At 53.0% G+C, this 18,056-nt stretch carries 9 protein-coding genes; 3 read left to right on the forward strand and 6 right to left on the reverse strand.

Annotated features, from left to right (window positions below; genetic code table 11):
* Positions 1-11: 11 nt before the first annotated feature.
* On the forward strand, positions 12-818 hold the full coding sequence (locus NST07_RS02310; protein WP_342480987.1) for an AAC(3) family N-acetyltransferase: 807 nt from the start codon (positions 12-14) through the stop codon (positions 816-818).
* A 56-nt stretch (positions 819-874) separates the two neighbouring features.
* Positions 875-1,513, forward strand: coding sequence for a histidine phosphatase family protein (locus NST07_RS02315; RefSeq protein WP_342480988.1), 639 nt, complete (start codon positions 875-877; stop codon positions 1,511-1,513).
* Between the two features lie 137 nt (positions 1,514-1,650).
* Here the strand turns inward: NST07_RS02315 and NST07_RS02320 are convergent, their stop codons facing one another.
* The 4 genes from NST07_RS02320 to serS form a co-directional block, all read right to left on the reverse strand.
* Positions 1,651-2,925, reverse strand: coding sequence for an MFS transporter (locus NST07_RS02320; protein WP_342480989.1), 1,275 nt, complete (start codon positions 2,923-2,925; stop codon positions 1,651-1,653).
* A 56-nt stretch (positions 2,926-2,981) separates the two neighbouring features.
* Positions 2,982-3,884 carry a winged helix-turn-helix domain-containing protein gene (locus tag NST07_RS02325; protein ID WP_341089475.1) on the reverse strand — a complete coding sequence of 301 codons (903 nt, stop codon included), beginning with the start codon at positions 3,882-3,884 and terminating at the stop codon, positions 2,982-2,984.
* A 198-nt stretch (positions 3,885-4,082) separates the two neighbouring features.
* The gene (locus tag NST07_RS02330) at positions 4,083-11,222 is read right to left on the reverse strand and encodes a 5'-nucleotidase C-terminal domain-containing protein (RefSeq protein WP_342480990.1); all 7,140 of its coding nucleotides are present in this window, start codon (positions 11,220-11,222) and stop codon (positions 4,083-4,085) included.
* A 355-nt stretch (positions 11,223-11,577) separates the two neighbouring features.
* On the reverse strand, positions 11,578-12,870 hold the full coding sequence (serS, locus tag NST07_RS02335; RefSeq protein ID WP_342480991.1) for a serine--tRNA ligase: 1,293 nt from the start codon (positions 12,868-12,870) through the stop codon (positions 11,578-11,580).
* A 406-nt stretch (positions 12,871-13,276) separates the two neighbouring features.
* Here serS and ssuE point away from each other — a divergent pair, with 406 nt between their 5' ends.
* Complete coding sequence (ssuE, locus tag NST07_RS02340; RefSeq protein ID WP_341089480.1) at positions 13,277-13,831, forward strand: NADPH-dependent FMN reductase; 555 nt, start codon at positions 13,277-13,279, stop codon at positions 13,829-13,831.
* Positions 13,832-14,146: 315 nt separating this feature from the next.
* Here the strand turns inward: ssuE and NST07_RS02345 are convergent, their stop codons facing one another.
* Both NST07_RS02345 and NST07_RS02350 read right to left on the reverse strand, forming a co-directional pair.
* Complete coding sequence (locus NST07_RS02345) at positions 14,147-15,178, reverse strand: ribonucleotide-diphosphate reductase subunit beta (protein ID WP_038585280.1); 1,032 nt, start codon at positions 15,176-15,178, stop codon at positions 14,147-14,149.
* A gap of 444 nt (positions 15,179-15,622) precedes the next feature.
* The gene (locus NST07_RS02350) at positions 15,623-17,956 is read right to left on the reverse strand and encodes a ribonucleoside-diphosphate reductase subunit alpha (RefSeq protein ID WP_341089481.1); all 2,334 of its coding nucleotides are present in this window, start codon (positions 17,954-17,956) and stop codon (positions 15,623-15,625) included.
* Between the last annotated feature and the right edge of the window lie 100 nt (positions 17,957-18,056).

The raw sequence follows: 18,056 nt of genomic DNA on the forward strand, positions 1-18,056 counted from the left end.
GAGAGTGTAAAATGGAAGAAATACAAGGGGATTTGAATACGGTTGAGACGCTTGCATCAGATTTCCGGAAGCTGGGAGTAACCGAAGGCATGACTTTGCTGCTGCATTCGTCCTTTAAATCGCTGGGCCAGTGGGTAGCCGGTGGACCGGTGAGTGTTATACTCGCCCTGGAGCAGGTGCTGGGAGAGGAAGGGACGCTCGTGATGCCTACCCATTCCTCCGATCTGACCGATCCTGCCGGCTGGAGCAATCCTCCGGTGCCCAAGGAATGGTGGCAGAGTATCCGGGAGCAGATGCCGGCCTATGATCCGGACATGACGCTGCTGAGGGGAATGGGGATCATCCCCGACTGCTTCCGCAAGCAGAAGGGGGTTAGGCGCAGCAGCCATCCGATCCATTCCTTCGCCGCATGGGGGAAACACCGGGATGTGATTATTGACGGCCATGCGCTGGAATTTGGCTTGGGGGAGCATTCTCCCCTCGCTCGGATCTATGATCTGAAGGGAAGCGTGCTGCTGCTTGGGGTGGATCATGTTAACAATACCTCCCTTCATCTGGCCGAGCACCGGGCCAGCTATGCCGGGAAGCAGGAGGTCACCGCCGGAGCGCCAATGCTGGTGGACGGAGCCAGACAATGGGTTGAATTCAGAGATTTCAACTGGGATTCGGATGACTTCGCAGCGCTTGGCGAGGAATTTGGCCAAGATACGGGGCGGATTACATATGGTATGGTTGCCGCCTCTGCAGCTCAGCTGATTCTGCAGCAGGAGATTGTTGATTATGCGGTGAAGTGGCTGGAGAAGAAGCGGAATCTCTGAATCCGCCGGAATGAATGAATCACGAACAATCTGAGCCAGGAAAAGGAGAAGCGAACATGGGGACGACAACAATATATCTCACGCGGCATGGACAGACGGAGTGGAATGTCCAGCAGCGGATGCAGGGACATCAGGATTCGCCGCTTACGCCGCTTGGCGTGCAGCAGGCGGAATGGTTGAACCGTGGATTAAACAAGGTACAGATTGATGCCGTCTACGCAAGCTCCAGTGAGCGGACCCTGCGGACGGCAGAGATTGTCTGCGGAGAACGGACGCTCCCGGTAATCGCTTGCGATGAATTCAAGGAGATCCGAATGGGCTTGTGGGAAGGCTGCGAGTCTGCGGACATTGAGCTTGCTCATCCGGAGCAGCATCATTATTTCTGGAAAGACCCGGAGAAATTCTCTGTAGAAGGCAGCGAGACGTTCCGGGAGGTGCAGGAACGGGCACTGCGGAAGCTTCTGGAGATTGTGGACAAGCATGAAGGGCAGACTGTACTCATTGTTACGCATACTGTAGTGATTAAGGTGCTGATGGCTCATTACGAAGGCAGGGCAATGGAGAAGTTATGGGATCTGCCATATATTTATCCGACCTGCCTGTGCAGAATTGATATTACGGACGGTGTGCCGGAAATTGTGCTGCATGGAGATACGAGCCATTATGAAACAAGCGAAGCCGGAATGGAATCCTAGCTGATTCGTGATTTGTGTTCCGGTAGATTATTAATCGAATAGAAGCGGCCAACAGGCGATGACCCGGGAATCTGGCATCGCCTGTTTCCGGTGGGCTGATCTGAATGTTGATCTGAATATATTGAAATATCTGTTCGTCACTGTTCGGCGATTGCGTTTTGTGCTACAAAGGTCCCGCCGCTCTGCCGGGTCTTAGCTTCAAGTGCAGACAGGTCACCGTCCAGCGCCTTCAGGCCCGGGAGCAGCAGCGCCAGTCCGGCGCAAAGGAGAGGAAGCAGCCCGGCAGCCAGGAACAGTGCAGGCACGCCGTAAAGCTCGGCGACGGCTCCGCCTGCAAAAGCGCCAAAGGGCTGCAGGCTGCCGCCGATCAGGAAGCGGATCGAGTTGACCCGGCCCTGCAGGTTGCCGGGAACCAGCCGGCCATGCAGGGAGGAGCTTAACGAGCCGAAGAAGGGGCCGAGGATTCCGGCGGCGAACACGGCAGCGAGCGCAAACGGAAAGCTCGGAATCAGGCCCCAGAGCGCAGTGGAGAGCCCAATGGCTCCCAGGCTGCCCAGCATCACGAAACGTCTTCGTTTGATTTCACCCAGCAGGGATATTATGCCGAGTCCGGTTAAGGTTCCAAGTGCGGAAGCTGTTGTTAGTGTACCCATAGCCGCCGCGTCACGGTGGAGTACCTCGCGTACATAGGGAACCATCATGGTCCAGACGGCAACGGAGCTTAAGTTGCTGATGGAGGCCATCATCATAATGGTCAACATCGCCGGAAACTGCTTGTAGAAGGTGAAGCCTTCGGCAATCTCCCGTATATAAGCCGGTATGGAGAAGGTGCCGGAGCGCGGCGATGGCTTCGGCATCTTCGGCAGGCACAGCAGAGTGGCTATGGCAGCGGTATAACAAACCGCGTTGATGCCAAGCGCCGGCAGGGCACCGCTGGCGGCAGTCAATACACCGGCCAGCGCCGGGCCCAGCAAGGCAGCCGCCCCCTTGCAGCCGTCGATAATGGCGAAGGCGCGCACCAGCTTCCGGCTGTCGGTGACGCCGGGAATCACCGCCATGGCCGTCGGCATGAACAGCGCGGCGCAGGCCCCGCTGAGGCTGGCGGCGGCGAAGAGATGCCAGAGCTCCAGCTTCCCGGCCAGGCCCATGCCCAGCGGCAGCGCAATCGCCAGCAGGCGGATAGCCGCCAGGCAGGCCATGAAGCGCACGCGGTGCAGCCGGTCGGACAGCGGCGAGCCCAGCAGGCGCAGAAGCAGCTCCGGAATGCCGGAGCTGAGGGCCAGTGCCCCCATAGCCAGCTTGGAGCCGGTCAGCTCGTAGACCAGCCATTCCATGGCCAGCAGGCCAAAAGCATCCCCGAAGGCGCTCAAAGATATGGTGGACAGCAAACCATAATAGCTGCGTTTTTTCACAGGATGTACTCCCCTTTCAAGGCAAACCTTACTAAAGATCAGTTCCAATCGCTGCTTCAGCTCTCCAGGTAGGCCCCGATCTGATGAGGCAGATTGTCCAGTGCTTCAAGGCGCAGACTGTACGATACGCTTTTTCCGCTGGAGTGGACAATGACGAGACCTGCTGCGCGCAGAGCGATAAGATGATAATGAATCGTGCTTTTGGACAGGCCGACCTGCTTGACGATCTCGGTGAAGTTCAGCTGTTTGCCTGCAAGCAGACGGAGAATGTACAGCCGTGTCTCATCAGACAGCGCCCGGGTAAGCCGGAGCAGTGCGGGAGCCGGACGTCCTGCTTCCGGAGGAAGAACATCACAGGAGTAGCTGGTAAATACAAATTCATCGTACATAGCGGAAGTAATCAGAGGCCGGGGATGATATTGCGGAATAATAATCACCTGCTTCAGCTGCCCGGCAGGATACAGCCGCATGCCCTCGGTTGCTTGTTCGAAGACCTCCATGTCATTCTCACCGTTCAGCATCGCCCGTCTGGCTTCAGCCTCCCGGCTTAACCCTTCAAGGATTTCGGGATTGATTCCACTGAAGTAACCTGCATCCCAGGCACGCAGAATCTCAGAGGTGGAGTCCCGCAGCTCAGCAAGGTTGGACGGGACGGATTGTCCGAAGCGTCCGGCAATCTCAAACAGCTCACCCGCAGACAGATCCTCGAACCAGCGCAAAAAGCCGCTGACCGAACGGTCCCCCGGACAACTCCAAATATATGGTGCCAAACTGAAATCCTCGACAAGGGTAATAATCTCCCGCATTCTCTGGAGCTGCACCGGTGCAAATCTGGCCTGGACCTCACGGACCCAGAGCTTTCCTCCATCCATGGCATTATGATTCTGCTTCCAGAGAAAAGCGTTCAGGCTGGCGATACATTCATACATGGGCGCAAAGTCGACTTCTACTTTGTACATTGTTGGGGTTCCTCATTTCCTTCTGTAAATGTGTGTGCAGGATTTTTGTTCTATAAATATAGAACTATTTGTTTGTTTTATTATATACGAACTAAATAATAATTTCAATATAAAGGAAAAATAAAAAAGACGGTTCCGCAGGACGCCATTTGCGCCTTTGGAACCGCCTTTTTATGCTGCTGTAAAAGTTGTCTTAGCTTAGTTGATGAACTGAAGGGACTTCAGAGTCTTCTCCAGCATGGTAACTGCTTCCGCGCGGGTAGCAAACATCTGTGGAGCGAATGAGCCGTCTGCTCTGCCCTGGATGATGCCCGCTGCAGCAATTTCCTCTACCGCACTTTGCGACCATGCGGCAATGTCGGCGGCATCGCTGAATTTCGCAAGCCGGGCCGGATCGGCAGTTAAGGTTGCCCCGGTGTACTTCATCGCCTTCGACAGAATGGAGGCCATCTCCTGACGGGTGATTGGACTGTTCGGCTTGAAGCTGCTGTCTGTGTAGCCCGTGATCAGGCCCGCTGCGGCTGCCGTGTGAATGGCATCGGCATACCATGCGCTTGCACTGACATCACTGAAGGCTGCTCCGCTGCTTGTTGCCGCAAGGCCAAGGGAGCGTGTGATCAGTGCCGCAAATTCCGCCCGTGTCACCTTCTGGGCAGGGGAGAACGCCGTATTGCTGGTTCCGGTAATGATCAGCTTGGAGGCCAAGAGATCAATGGCCGACTTGGCCCAGTGCCCCGTGATGTCTCCGAATGTTTTGGCTGATTTCACAACCGTGTAATAGCTGTTGCTGTTCCGTTTAATGGTGACATCAGTAGTTCCGTCAGCCTTTGTTGTAAAGAGAGAAGGCACGAAGGAAATTTTGCCCGTTGCCGGATCAAAGGATACCGCTGTTGCACTCTCGGAGTTCAGTTTCCCTGGAGTAGTGATACTCCGCTTCACATAAGTGCTTCCGAAGCTGTTGAGCGGCACGCTGTTAGTTCCCGCTTGTGCGGTAATGCTGAATTCAATGACCGGAGCCGCCAGAGTGACGGAACCGGCTTGGGAAGCCAGCGCCTGATTCACGCTGCTGAGTGTTGCCGGACTTGCCAGCAGCATGGAAACTGTAATCGTAAAGTCGGTGGTGCCAAGCTGCGCAGCCAGTGCTGTTCCGTTCAGGACACTTAACGGAAGCGAGTAGGAAGCTCCCTGTGAAGTGAACGTAAGAACTGTCGCAGGGTTGGTTGCGGCCTGCTTGACCAGCACGCTGCCCGGCAGTACAACCTGTACTCCGCCTGCTGTGGCGGTAACCGGAATGACGAGCTCATTGCTGCCGCTAGGCAGTGATGCCAATTTTCCAGTCAGATCGGCTGCTGTAATTGTAGTCACCTGCGGTGCTGCTGATGATGCCGGTGTTGCACTGGGTGCCGGTGTTGGCGTTGGCAGCGATCCGCCACCTGTGGAAGGTGGTGTTGTTGGCGCCGATCCTTTCAGATCGGTAATGCGGCCTTCCATAGCAGGGTTTACAGTGCCGGATTTTTTCAGATAGTCGGTAAAGACTTCATAATCGGGCAGGTACAGCTCATAGAACCGGCCGTCTGCCTTAGCTGTAGCCAGTGAGCGGTAGAAATCTCCGCCGCCTGCCATGAAGGAGTTCGTGGACAGGATATAGTAAGCTGCAGGGTCAATGGCAACGTAGCTGCCATCTGCTTGTTTAATATCAACCGAGATTATGCGCGCTCCTTCCTGCTCCAGAACGTTTGTAGTTGCATTGATTTTTTCTGCCGGTTTGGTGGAGTCGTAGGTATAGCGCATACCCGAAACCTGTGCGAACCGTCCTTGGTCGGTCTCAAGTCCGCTGACACTGTTCTCCAGAGAATCAATAATCTCTTGTCCGGTAACCTTGAGAGCCACCAGACTGTTGGAGAACGGCATTACAGTCAGTACTTCACCGAGTGTAATATCTCCCTGATCAATGCCGGCGCGGATGCCGCCGCCATTCTGAATAGCGACAAAGCCTTTAATCGTGGAAAGATCTTCGGCAGAAATCAGCTTGCTTACCAATTCCTTGGCTTTGGCGTTAATACCGTCGGCAATGAGATTGCCCAGATTGGTTTCTTCCTTGCGTACAACACGGGTTGTTTTTCCGTCTACAAGTCGTTCATAGACCAAAGGTACATCGGTTTTGCCGACGAGGGTCTGGCGGATTTCCGCAAGCTGCGCGTCATATTTGACCAGCATTTCCTTGGCGGCCGGATCATCGGCAAATTTGCTTACGTCCAGCAGCTTGCCCGTATAGTTGGTAATAACGCCGTTGTCGTCGAATTCAACATCCAGTTCGCCGAGGTTCTGGCCATACTCCCCGGTCTGTACAACCAGTGTCGGCTCGCCGTCCTTATTGAAGATTACAGGAGCGTCAAGCTTGGTATGGGTGTGCCCGCCGACAATTACGTCGATGCCCGGCACCTGAACAGCCAATTGCTGATCCATGTTATACCCCAGATGGGAGACAGCAATGATTTTGTTGATGCCTTGTTCCTTCAGTGCTTTCACTGTGTTCTCTGCGCTTGTTTTGAAATCTTTAAAGGCAATCTTATCACCCGGTGAAGACAAGCCTACGGTGTCCTCAGTGGTAAGTCCGAATATGCCGATTTTTTCACCATACACATCCTTAATGACCGAAGGATAAATGTGGCCGTCCAGTGCTGGTGTGGCAGTGGTGCCGCCGGTTTGATTTACAAAAATATCCTTAAGTTCGTTATCCTTGCTCGTGAAGTCGATATTTGAGCTGATGAACGGGAACTTGGCCTCATTAATAAACGTTCTTAATGCAGGCAGTCCTTTATCAAACTCATGATTTCCGAAGGTCATAGCGTCATAACCGATATAGTTCATGAATTCAAGATCGGCCAGTCCTTCGAATTTCGTAAAATATAGTGTGCCGGAGAATACATCCCCTGCATCAAGTAGGATGGAGTTGCCGGTCCGTTCTTGCTTGATCGCCGTCATCCGTTTAACTACAGTTTCCAGATGGCTGTGCGTATCGTTGGTGTGCAGAATGCGTAAAGAGAAATCTTCGTCCGGTGAAGGGGTTCCCTTCAGGTCCGTGATACGGCCCTCGACTTCGACATTGACCGGTTTATGCTTGTTCAAATAGGACAAGAGAACCTCGAAATCGGGAAGACCAAGCTCATAATAACGTCCGTCTGCCTTGGCAGCAGCCAGGGCACGGTAGAAGTCTCCGCCGCCTGCCATGAAGGAATTCGTGGACAGAAGATAGTAAGCGTTCGGGTCAACCGGTGCGTAGGAGCCGTCAGCCTGCAGGATATCGACGGATACGATACGTTCCCCGGTTTGTGTTACTTTGCCTGTTATGGAATCCACAATTTCAGGTGTTTTCGTGGAATCATACGTGTATTTCATACCGGAAACCTGAGCAAAACGTCCTTGGTCGGAGCTCAGGCCGCTGACCGAGTTCTCCAGAGAGGAGATAATTTCCGAGCCCGTTACTTTGAGCGCAGCAAGACTGTTGGCGAAAGGCAGTGTAGTCAGCACTTCACCCATCGTGATGTCGCCTTTGTCGATGGCTGCACGGATGCCGCCGCCATTCTGGATGGCCACAACGCCCTTAATGGAAGCAAGGTCGCTTTCCGGCACAAAATTCGGCATAAGCTCTTTGACTTTTTCCGCGATACTGTCGGCAATCATGTTGCCAATCGGTGTTTCTTCCTGACGCACAACACGTACAGACTTACCGTCGATGGTGCGGTTGGTGTAGAGGTCGACGTCAGTCGAGCCTACGACTTCGCTGCGGACAGCTGCCAATTCAGCGTCGTAAGGAGCAAGCAAAGCTTTGGCTGCAGCATCCTCGCCGAATAGATTAACATCCAGCAGTTTGCCGTTGTAGGTGAGAATTTCACCGTCTTTATCAAAGGTTACGTCCAATTCGCCGAGGAATTGGCTGTATTCACCGGTCTGCACGATCAGTACATTCTTGCCGGTTCCGGCATTAACAATTGGCGTCGGAGGATTATCGACCTTCGTATGCGAATGTCCGCCAACGATAATGTCAATTCCGGGAACAGCCTTCGCCAGTTCCTGATCAACAGTGTAACCCAGATGGGTAACGGCGATGATCTTGTTAATTCCCTGGTCTTCCAGCATTTTAACTGTGTTTTTGGCGCTTTCCACATGGTCCTTGAAGCTGATTTTATCACCTGGCGATGCCAGTCCAACGGTGTCCTCGGTTGTTAGGCCAAAGATACCGATTTTCTCACCGTAAATATCCTTGATGACCGCAGGATAAATGTTGCCATCCTTGGCCGTGCTCAGGGACTCCTCGGTTTCCAGCGTTCCGATCGTATTGTGATAGAGCTCCGCGAGTTCACTTTTCTTCGTAGTGAAATCGATGTTGGAGCTGGCGAACGGGAATTTGGCTGCCGTCACGAAGTCCTTCAGCACTTCCGGCTGATCCTTATTCAGATCGAACTCATGGTTGCCGAATGTCATCGCGTCATAGCCGATGTTGTTCATGAACTTGATATCTGCCTGCCCCTTGAACTGGGTAAAATACAAGGTTCCGGAGAACACATCCCCTGCATCCAGCAGCACCGTGTTGCCTGTGCGTTCGCTGCTGATCGCCGACGTGCGTCTGGTCACATTCTCCAGGTGGCTGTGCGTATCATTTGTGTGCAGCACACGCAGGTTGAAAGTGTCGGTACCGAAGTCAATTTGAGTCAGCAGCGGGTCATGGTCGCTTACCCGTCCTTCTTCTTCCTGGAAGTCGGCATTGATGTGCACGATGTCGAGTGTGGATCTGGAGGCCAGCTTATTGTTGACCAGCATGTGATCCAGCGTTTGGGAATTGCCCTCATAAATATAGGAGTAGCGCTCTCCCAGAGGCAGGGTGTCGATCAGATTGGTCAATGCGCTGCCTTTCAGGACCTTTAGTGTATTCGAGAACTGGAAGTCATTCAGATCGCCAAGAACGACGACATTGGCATCCGGATTCTTGGTCAGGACATCTGCCACGAAGCCATTTACCACTTTGGCGATTTCCGCCCGTTGAATTTCACTTGCCTTAACCGGAGGCTGTGTGCCGCCATAAAGGCCAGTATCACCTGTTTTGGAATTGAAGTGATTAGCGATAACCATAACTTTTTCATTGTTAAACATAAATTCGGCCGCAAGCGGCTTGCGGGAACTGTTGAATGCGGAGTGGGTAGGATCAATCCGGCCCGGATTCAGGCTGAGTCCGCCGTCTTTAGTGTAAGCAACTGCTGTTGCTGCGTCGCCTTTGCTGGCTGATCCAGCCAGTTTAACGCGTGCAGTGTTGTAAATAAATCCGGCCCGGATGTTAGCGCCTGGTGCACCGCCATCCATGTTGTTTGCAGGGGAGATGTCAGTATATGCATAGACTGGACCACCCTGTGCTGTGATGGCGTCGATCAGCGCCTTGTAGCTCTCAGCTGCATCGACATTGCCGCTGTCCGTGGCACCGTCGTTGTCCTGGATTTCCAGCAGGCCGACGATATCCGGTGTTTTCAAATTGCTTACAATGGCTTTGGCTACATTACTGATTTTATTGGGGTTCTTGGGATCTATGATCTTGGAGAAATTCTCCACATTAAATGAAGCAACCGTCAATTTGTCCGCTTCCGCTGTCAAAGCGGTAGTTTCCCGGTCCTTGGAGGTTCCCGGGTTTACCGCAGGCAGCACGCCATCCGGAAGCACTTTGAAGTTTCCGTAATCATAGCCGAGAATACCGGTGATGTTGCCGGTAAAAACCTGCCCTGTTTTGACCGGGCTGCCTGGTTTCTTGGCAATCAGAATCCGCTGGGGATTATAGTCTGCTCCTGTAAGGACCAGACCGCCCGCCGGGGAGCTGACTTCTGTTGTGCTGGTACCGTTGTTTACGGTAACCGGAATTTCATGATCGTAAGGTCCGATAATCTTTGGGGTATTGAGCTGAACGCGCATGCCCTCAAGGCTCTCGTAGAAGTCGAGCGCATATTTGGCAGGTTCAAGCTCTTTGCTCAAACCGCCAGAAATGACAGCAGCGGGAATAGCGCGGCCACCGGTGCCAAGAACGGTAGCAGCGGGAAGAGCGTTTCCGGAAGATATGACTTTTGCCTGAGCTGCGGCAATTTCCGTAGTCAGCAGATCTACGGCATCATTATATCCGCCTTCCTTATACTCCTTGACCGATCCGTCCACGAGCACGGAATCGCCAACCTTCACCTTGTTCCCGGGGAGGTAGACCATGATTGCCTCGGAGGTCCGGACATCGCTGTCCGGCGCAGCGTTCTGGATATAGAAGGTGCTGCCGCTTGTGTAAGTCACAATGCCCGGCACGCCCTTCACCAATTGACCTGTGTACGTAGAGGATTGGACGGTGCCCTGGATCTGGGGAATCGTCAGTCCGCTCACGGCATCCTTGGTCGTATAGTTAAACTGTGAAATATCGCTGTCGGGTTTGCCTTCTTCTTTAGAGAAAGCTTTGATCAGGATACTGTCATCCTGCAGAACAATCGGGGCATTATACCATGCGTAATCTGCTAAGGCGTCAGTGCTGCCATTTGCGTATACACTGTAGTATACGCTTGCGGTTACACTGCTTGTAGTAAGGGCGAGTTCAGTTCCCTTGCCCACGAGCAGGCCGGAAGCGATGGATGCGGCAACGGCCGGAGATTTGGGGTCGACTACCCCGGAACCGGAACTGCGCGGATCTGGTGCTTGTGTAGTAATAAAGTCTGCGGCATTATCATTGGTATCTTGTCCGCGATTTCCGGATGGTAAAGCGTTAGATGACTTGCGCACGGCCGCAGTTGTGTTAGTTAAGGAACCAGTAGGGCCTGAACCCTCAAAAATACTTGCAGAACCATACCCCACAAGGTCTACCCGGGTGCCCGAAGCATCCAATAGTTCAACCTTGCCACTTGCACCTGCCATAGAAATGACAGCGGTACCTTCGGAAACCAAATTAGGTGCCGGCAAGGCATCAGTACCTCCAGAGCCAGCCGCCTCTTGTATCAAAAAGAATCCGCCAGGAGGGATACTCCCGCTTAATGGGGTGAACATTTTTTCTTTATCTTCAAAATTTGATGATGCGCCAGCTGCTGCATATCTAACCTTCCAGCCAGTCAGATCGACAGCTGTATCGGTCGGATTATAAAGCTCAATGAAGTCATTTTTGTACTTGGCTCCGGAGTTTCCTCCGCCGCCATATACCTGGGAGATTACGGGTGAGCTGTTATCCCCGGCCGCAGAAGCGGTCTGTGGTGCGGGCAGGGCAATACCGGTAACGAGCAGCATTGAGAGTGCCGCAGACCACCATTTTCTTTGCCTTGATGAGATTTTCATTTGTTCGAATCTTCTCCTCTCGTTTACGATAATCACTCAACCTAACCTAACTCTATCATTTGTTCATTAAATGATAGGTTGTCTACCATTAAATATATATTAAACATGGGTTGAATAACATAGAAAAATTGGAAATTTTGGTTCAGAGCACAAAAGACGATGATATTTTTCTCGTTCAATCCAAACAGTTGTGTTGAATTTATGAAATGATAGGTTTGAGACTATCTTTTGTGAATTAGTTAGTGTTATCTGTATGTTATGTTTATGTGAAGAGAACGTAAAAATGCCCCCGGCCACGGTAAGGCCAAGGGCATTTGTGAAACGATAAAAAGATTTGCAGGATTGTATTCTGCTATTACTCTGTCTGTGCCGGAGCAGGGAGATACTCCCTGCCCCCCATATAAGGCTGGAGTGCCTTCGGAATATAAATCGTTCCGTCCTCCTGCTGATGGTTCTCAAGCAGCGGAATCAGAATCCGCGGCGTAGCCACTGCGGTGTTGTTCAAGGTGTGACAGTACTGCAGCTGTCCGTCCTCATCCCGGTAACGGATGCCCGAACGGCGGGCCTGGAAATCGAGCAGGTTCGAAGCTGAATGGGTCTCCCCATAAGCGCCTCTGCTGGGCATCCAGGTCTCGATGTCGTACTGCTTATGCGTTTTCAGCGCCATGTCACCGCTGCAGACGGCCACGACCCGGTAAGGCAGCTCGAGCAGCTGCAAAATATGCTCGGCATTCGCCAGAATTTCCTGCAGCATTTGCTCCGAGACCTTGTTATCACCTCTGCATAACACAACCTGTTCGATCTTCGAGAACTGATGCACGCGGTACAGGCCGCGCACATCGCGTCCCGCTGAGCCGACTTCGCGGCGGAAGCAGGTGGACATCCCGGCTAACCGCATAGGCTCCGCAAGATCGACAATCTCATCGCTATATAATGAAACAAGCGACACTTCCGAGGTTCCGGCCAGCCAGCGTTTTTCACCGGTCAGCTCATAGGTCTGATCCATGCCTGCGGGGAAAAATCCCGTCCGCTCCAGTGCCTCCGGCCGGACGATGACCGGCACATCCATTGTCGTGAAGCCGCGTGCTGCCAGCACATCCAGGGCCAGCCTCTGCACAGCGAGATGCAGGTTCAGACCTGCGCCTTTCAGCACATAGCTGCGCGGTCCGCCAGCCTTGACGCCACGCGGTATATCGATGATATCATGCAGTTCGCCAAGCTCGACATGATCGCGTGGTATAAAGCCGAAATCCGGCAGCGCACCGGTCCGCCGCAGCTCCACATTCTGGCTATCATCGTCGCCGATAGGCGTATCACCCGATACCGGGTTCGGGGCGAGCAGCTGCAGCTCTGCGCAGCGGCGGTCCGCCTCCGCCAGATCAGCTTCAAGCTTGCCGAGCAGGGCGTTGATCTTTCGCACCTGCTCCTTGGCAGCTTCTCCGCCTTGGGTGTCGCCTTGCCGCAGCAGCTGTTCCACTTCTTTGGTCAGCGTGTTGCGCTGTGCTCGGTGCTGCTCCGTGTCCCGGCGCAAAACCCGCCGCTTATCGTCCCATTCCAGCAATTCATCCAGCGGGAAATCCACCTTTTTCCACACTGCCGTGTTTCTTACGAGTTCCTCATTCTCCCTGATCCAGTTCATGTCCAGCATACCGCTTCGCTCCTTTTGGTTTGAAAAAATGCAAAAAACGCCCTCATCCATGGGACGAGGAGCGTCAGCTCGCGGTGCCACCCAGGTTGACCGAATCCTTGTAAAGCTGCTTCATTAGCGGAATCCGATCCTCTTTGGTCTTCGCGGTAACGGGCGAAACCCGGTAAACTTAGGGAACAAGTAAATGCTCCGGTCGCAGACGCCTCGCGGTTGGATGCCGTTCATTGGCCTGGTCGGGATATAGTATTGCCGCTTATTATATCCCATGATTTTGCGGGGTGCAAGGGTAATTCCTGTTTGACATTAATCTTTGCTCTTTGATAGGATTATTACTAATTTAAAGTATTCAGGCTTGAGATCAGGTGCATCTTGCATATATTGTGAAATGAACGGAAGAGGTGGAGAAATGGGCAAAATAGTTGTGATCAACGGAACGCCGTCTCTGGTATCGCGGATCAACGCGGTTATTGAATATGCGGAGGACGATTTACGCGGGCGAGGGTTTGAGGTGGAACGCATTAATGTAGCTGAGCTGCCGGCGGAGGATTTGATCCATACCAAGTTTGAAAGTGAAGCGATCGTCAAAGCCAATGGTCTTGTAGCCGAAGCAGACGCAGTAATCGTGGTTAGTCCGGTGTATAAAGCCTCCTATACGGGAGTGCTCAAGACCTTCCTCGATTTGATCCCGCAAAAAGGGCTGGCCGGCAAAATCGTGCTCCCGCTCTTTATGGGCGGCAGCCTGGCACATTTGCTCACCATAGACTACGCACTGAAGCCGGTATTGTCCGTGCTGGGCGCACGGCATATTCTGGGCGGCGTATATGCCGTGGACTCACAGGCTGTGAGGGGCGATCAGGGTATAGTTGAACTGGCCGAGGAACTCAAGCTGCGGCTGAACAGCGTACTGGCGGAACTGGCGGAAGAGACTGCACATAAAGCGGCCCGGAAGGCCGGAGAGTAACCGGCTGCGCTAGCCATGCCTGTCGTACAATAATATAAAGAGCTCCTTTTATCCGGTGGATAGAAGGAGCTCTTTTGTATATGGAAAGGGCAGGCACATAGGCTGATTGCACTTTTTGCAGCAGAATTGCCGCGTTTCAGACGCTAATCAGACTTGACTGCGTTTTGTACAGCAGAATAAGGCTCACCCGGCTCGAAATGGGTTTTTTCAGGCAATCAACTGCATGAAATACAGCAGATGGTCTTTTTGGGCTGAGATCAGGTTAATCTAGTGCACATTCTGCATAGATTAGCGTGATCCGTTACTTCGCCGCATTTACAAATCGTCGAACCCGTTGTCGTCGCCGACTTTGCCGTAATTGCGTGACTTGGCTTCGAAGAAATCGGTTTTGGTGGCGTTCAGCGCTTCGTCGGAGAAAGGCTTAATCCATGGCATGCAGTTGACGTCCACGCCTTTATAGGCTTTTTCCATGCCCATCAGGGTCAGGCGTTTGTTAGCTGTGTATTTGATATAATCGCTCAGCTCATTCATGTCAATGCCGCGCACGTTGGTAAGTGTGTAGTGACCCCAGTTGGTTTCCAGCTCTACGGCGCGGTCGATGGTGCGGTACACGTAATCCATATTCTCCGGAGTGTTGAGCTCTGGGAAATCCACGAGCAGCTGCTTGAACACTTCTGCGAAGAAGTAGCAATGCTGGTTCTCGTCGCGCTGGATGTAGGAGATCATCTGGCTGGTTGCCATCATCTTCTGGTCACGGGCCAGATTGTAGAAGAAAGCAAACGTGCTGTAGAAGAAAATCCCTTCCAGAATGAGATCGGCTACCAGCGCGCGGAAAAAGGTTTCTTTCGACGGCTCGTCGCGGAACTCCTGATAAATATCGGAGATGAACTGGTTGCGCTCCAGCAGGACAGGATCATGTTTCCAGTATTCGAAGATTTCCTTCTGCTCGCTGTCCGAAACGATGGAAGAGAGGACATAGGAGTAGGATTGGTTGTGCACAACCTCCTGCTGTCCGATGATCGCGGAGATCGCCTCCAGGGAAGAATCGGTAAAATACCGCTTTACGTCGCCCACAAACATGGTCTGCATGGAGTCCAGCACTGCGAGCAGGGAGATGTTGATCTTGAACACACGCTGTTCTTCAGCCTCCAGCATCGGGAACTGCTGGGCGTCCTTGGACATGGGGATTTCATCGGCGATCCAGTGGTTGAGCAGCAGCACCTTGTACAGCTTATACATATGCGGCATGCGGATATCGTTCCAGTTCAGAATGCCCGAGCATTCCCCGTCAATGATGCGGGTAGACATATTCGGCGCTTCTGTATTAAAAATCTTTTGCAGTTGCATTTATATTCCCTCCTATATTTTGCGCTCAAACTGTGGTAGGTTTCCGCCGCCATGGCCTCTCGCCGGAAGCGGGCTTCCAAAAGGAGAAGAGGAGCAAGCTTCCTGACTGCTAAAAGGGGGTAACGGGAAAGTCGCCCGGTAATTTTATATAAATGGTTCTATTTATTCTTATAGAGGGAATTCATGTCGCTATTAGGGACTATTTATTAAATAGAGCCCTTTTATGAAAACTTAGCGGGCAGAATTCCCGTTCCTTGTGCGATTTTCAATCCAGGGCACAGATAGCGGTGGTAATTCCCTTTATTGATTAAAGATGGGCAGAAAAATGACGCGTAGAGGAAGTTTGGACAATCAAAACATCTGATGACAACAGCGGCCGGAAGCCCAAACATTCCTCGTAGTTACGAATACATCACCGTGTTTCTATTCAAGGCATGAAGACAATTAGCTCGCGCAAGATTCACACTCTTCTATGGTTAATGCACGGCTCCGCACATAATACGTCGACTTGAGTCCGCCCTTCCAGGCGTTCAGATGCAGGTTCAGGAAATCGGTGGCCTTGATGTCCGGCGTCACGTACAGATTGAAGCTCTGGCCCTGATCGACGTGGCGCTGGCGGGCTGAGGCCATACGGATCGACCAGTTCTGGTCAATCAGGAACGCCGTTTTGTAGTACCAAATCGTCTTCTCGGACAGATCCGGTGCCGGGTTGGCGATCTTGTAAGTTGTTTTCTCCTCGTAGGAGAGCAGCTCGTACAGAGGATCAATGCTGGCTGTGGAGCCGGCGATGATCGAGGTTGAGCCGTTTGGAGCAATCGCGAACATCCAGGCATTGCGTACGCCGTCTTTGGCTACTTCCTGCTGCAGCTCACGCCACTGCTCCGTTGTCACATATTTGCCTTCCTGCTCGCCGCTTGTATAACCGCGCGAGTCGAAGTAGGCTCCGGTATCCCAGTCGGAGCCCGCAAACTTCGGATAGCGGCCCTTCTCGCGGGCCAGCTCCATGCTGGAGCGTACCAGCAGATAGTTGATGTGCTCATACAGGTGATTGTTGTATTCCACGGCTTCGTCGGACTCCCAGCGGATGCCCTCCAGCGCCAGCAGGTGATGCAGGCCGAAGGTGCCGAGTCCGACTGCACGGTATTGGCTGTTTGTGTACTGCGCCTGCAGCACTTCGATATTGTTAATGTCGATGACGTTGTCTAGCATGCGTACCTGAATCGGCACCAGCCGCTCCAGTACTCCGGCCGGGATGGCACGTGCCAGGTGGATGGAGTTCAGGTTGCAGACTACGAAGTCGCCGGGAACCTTTGAGATGACGATCCGGGTCTGGCCGTCTTTGGTAACCAGCTCTTCACTCTCAATGACCGTTGGCGACTGGTTCTGCATAATTTCTGTGCACAGGTTGGAGGAGAAGACCATCCCCTGGTGCCGGTTCGGGTTGGAGCGGTTCACCGTATCGCGGTAGAACATATAAGGTGTGCCGGTTTCCAGCTGTGATTTCATAATTCGCTTCATAATGTCGATGGCCGGAACCGTAATACGGGACAGCTCCAGATTGGCGGTAGCTTCGGCATATTTGTCACGGAATGCGCCTTGGCCAAGCTTTTCGTCATAGAAATCCTCAAGGCCAAGTGCGCGGCCGTTCTCATCCTTCCAGCCCATTACCTTCTTCACCTCATGCGGGCAGAAAAGGTTCCAGTGGCCGCGCGCTTCTACGGCCTCCATGAACAGATCCGGCAGGCAGACGCCGTGGAACACATCATGCGCGCGCATCCGCTCGTCGCCGTTGTTAAGCTTCAGGTCGAGGAAGGCGAGAATATCTTTATGGAAGACGTCGAGATAAACGGCAACCGCACCTTTGCGTGTGCCGAGCTGGTCGACGCTGACGGCGGTATTGTTCAGCTGGCGGATCCACGGGATAACGCCGGAGCTGGTATTCTTGTGGCCGCGGATATCGGAGCCGCGGGCCCGTACCTTGCCGAGGTAGACGCCGATGCCGCCGCCCATTTTGCTCAGCCGGGCTACGTCGGTGTTGGAGTCGAAGATACCTTCGAGCGAGTCGTCTACGGTGTCGATGAAGCAGCTGGAGAGCTGTCCGGCAACCTTTTTACCAGCGTTGGACATCGTTGGCGTTGCAGCCGTCATGTAAATGTTGCTCATCGCCCAGTAGGCTTCTTTAACCAGATCCAGACGTTTCTCTTCCGGCTCTGTGTGCATGAGGAACATGGCGATAATCATATAACGCTCCTGCGGAAGCTCCATCACACGCCCGTCAAAGTCATGGGCCAGGTAACGGTCTGACAATGTAAGCAAGCCGATGTAATCGAACAGCAGGTCGCGTGTATGATCAATGCAGCCGCCAAGCTCGGCAATCTGTTCTTTGGTGTAGTGGGTCAGAAGCTCTTCACGGTAGATGCCTTTCTTCACCAGATCGGAAATCAGCGGGTACAGCTCGCCGTATGGCTCATCCGGGTAGGCTTTATAGCGGCGGTTAACCGCGGCTTTTTTGTATAGGGTCGTCAAAAGCGAGCGGGCAGCAGCAAACTTCCAATCCGGTTCTTCTTTGGTTACGAGCTCAAGGGCGCTCATGGTGAAGGCGCTGCTGATTTCCTCTCCGCTGACCTCGCTCCGGCGAAGCTTGGACTGCACCCCGCGCAGCAAGGTTTCTTTGCTTAATTGCTCAAGGCCGTTCAGGATACGGTCGGCGTAAACGGAGAGGCGGATTTCATCAAAAGCCAATTGGCGGTTGTCGGGTTTCACTACGAGTTCTGGCATAGGGGATTCATCCTTTCGTATTTGGGTTTAATTTTCAATATTAAAAATTGATATATTATAGCGCAGAAAGCGGCCAGGAAATGGCGGCTAAGCCGACATT

It is taken from the genome of Paenibacillus sp. FSL L8-0340, from assembly GCF_038593145.1.
In the GTDB taxonomy this organism is placed as follows: domain Bacteria; phylum Bacillota; class Bacilli; order Paenibacillales; family Paenibacillaceae; genus Paenibacillus_AQ.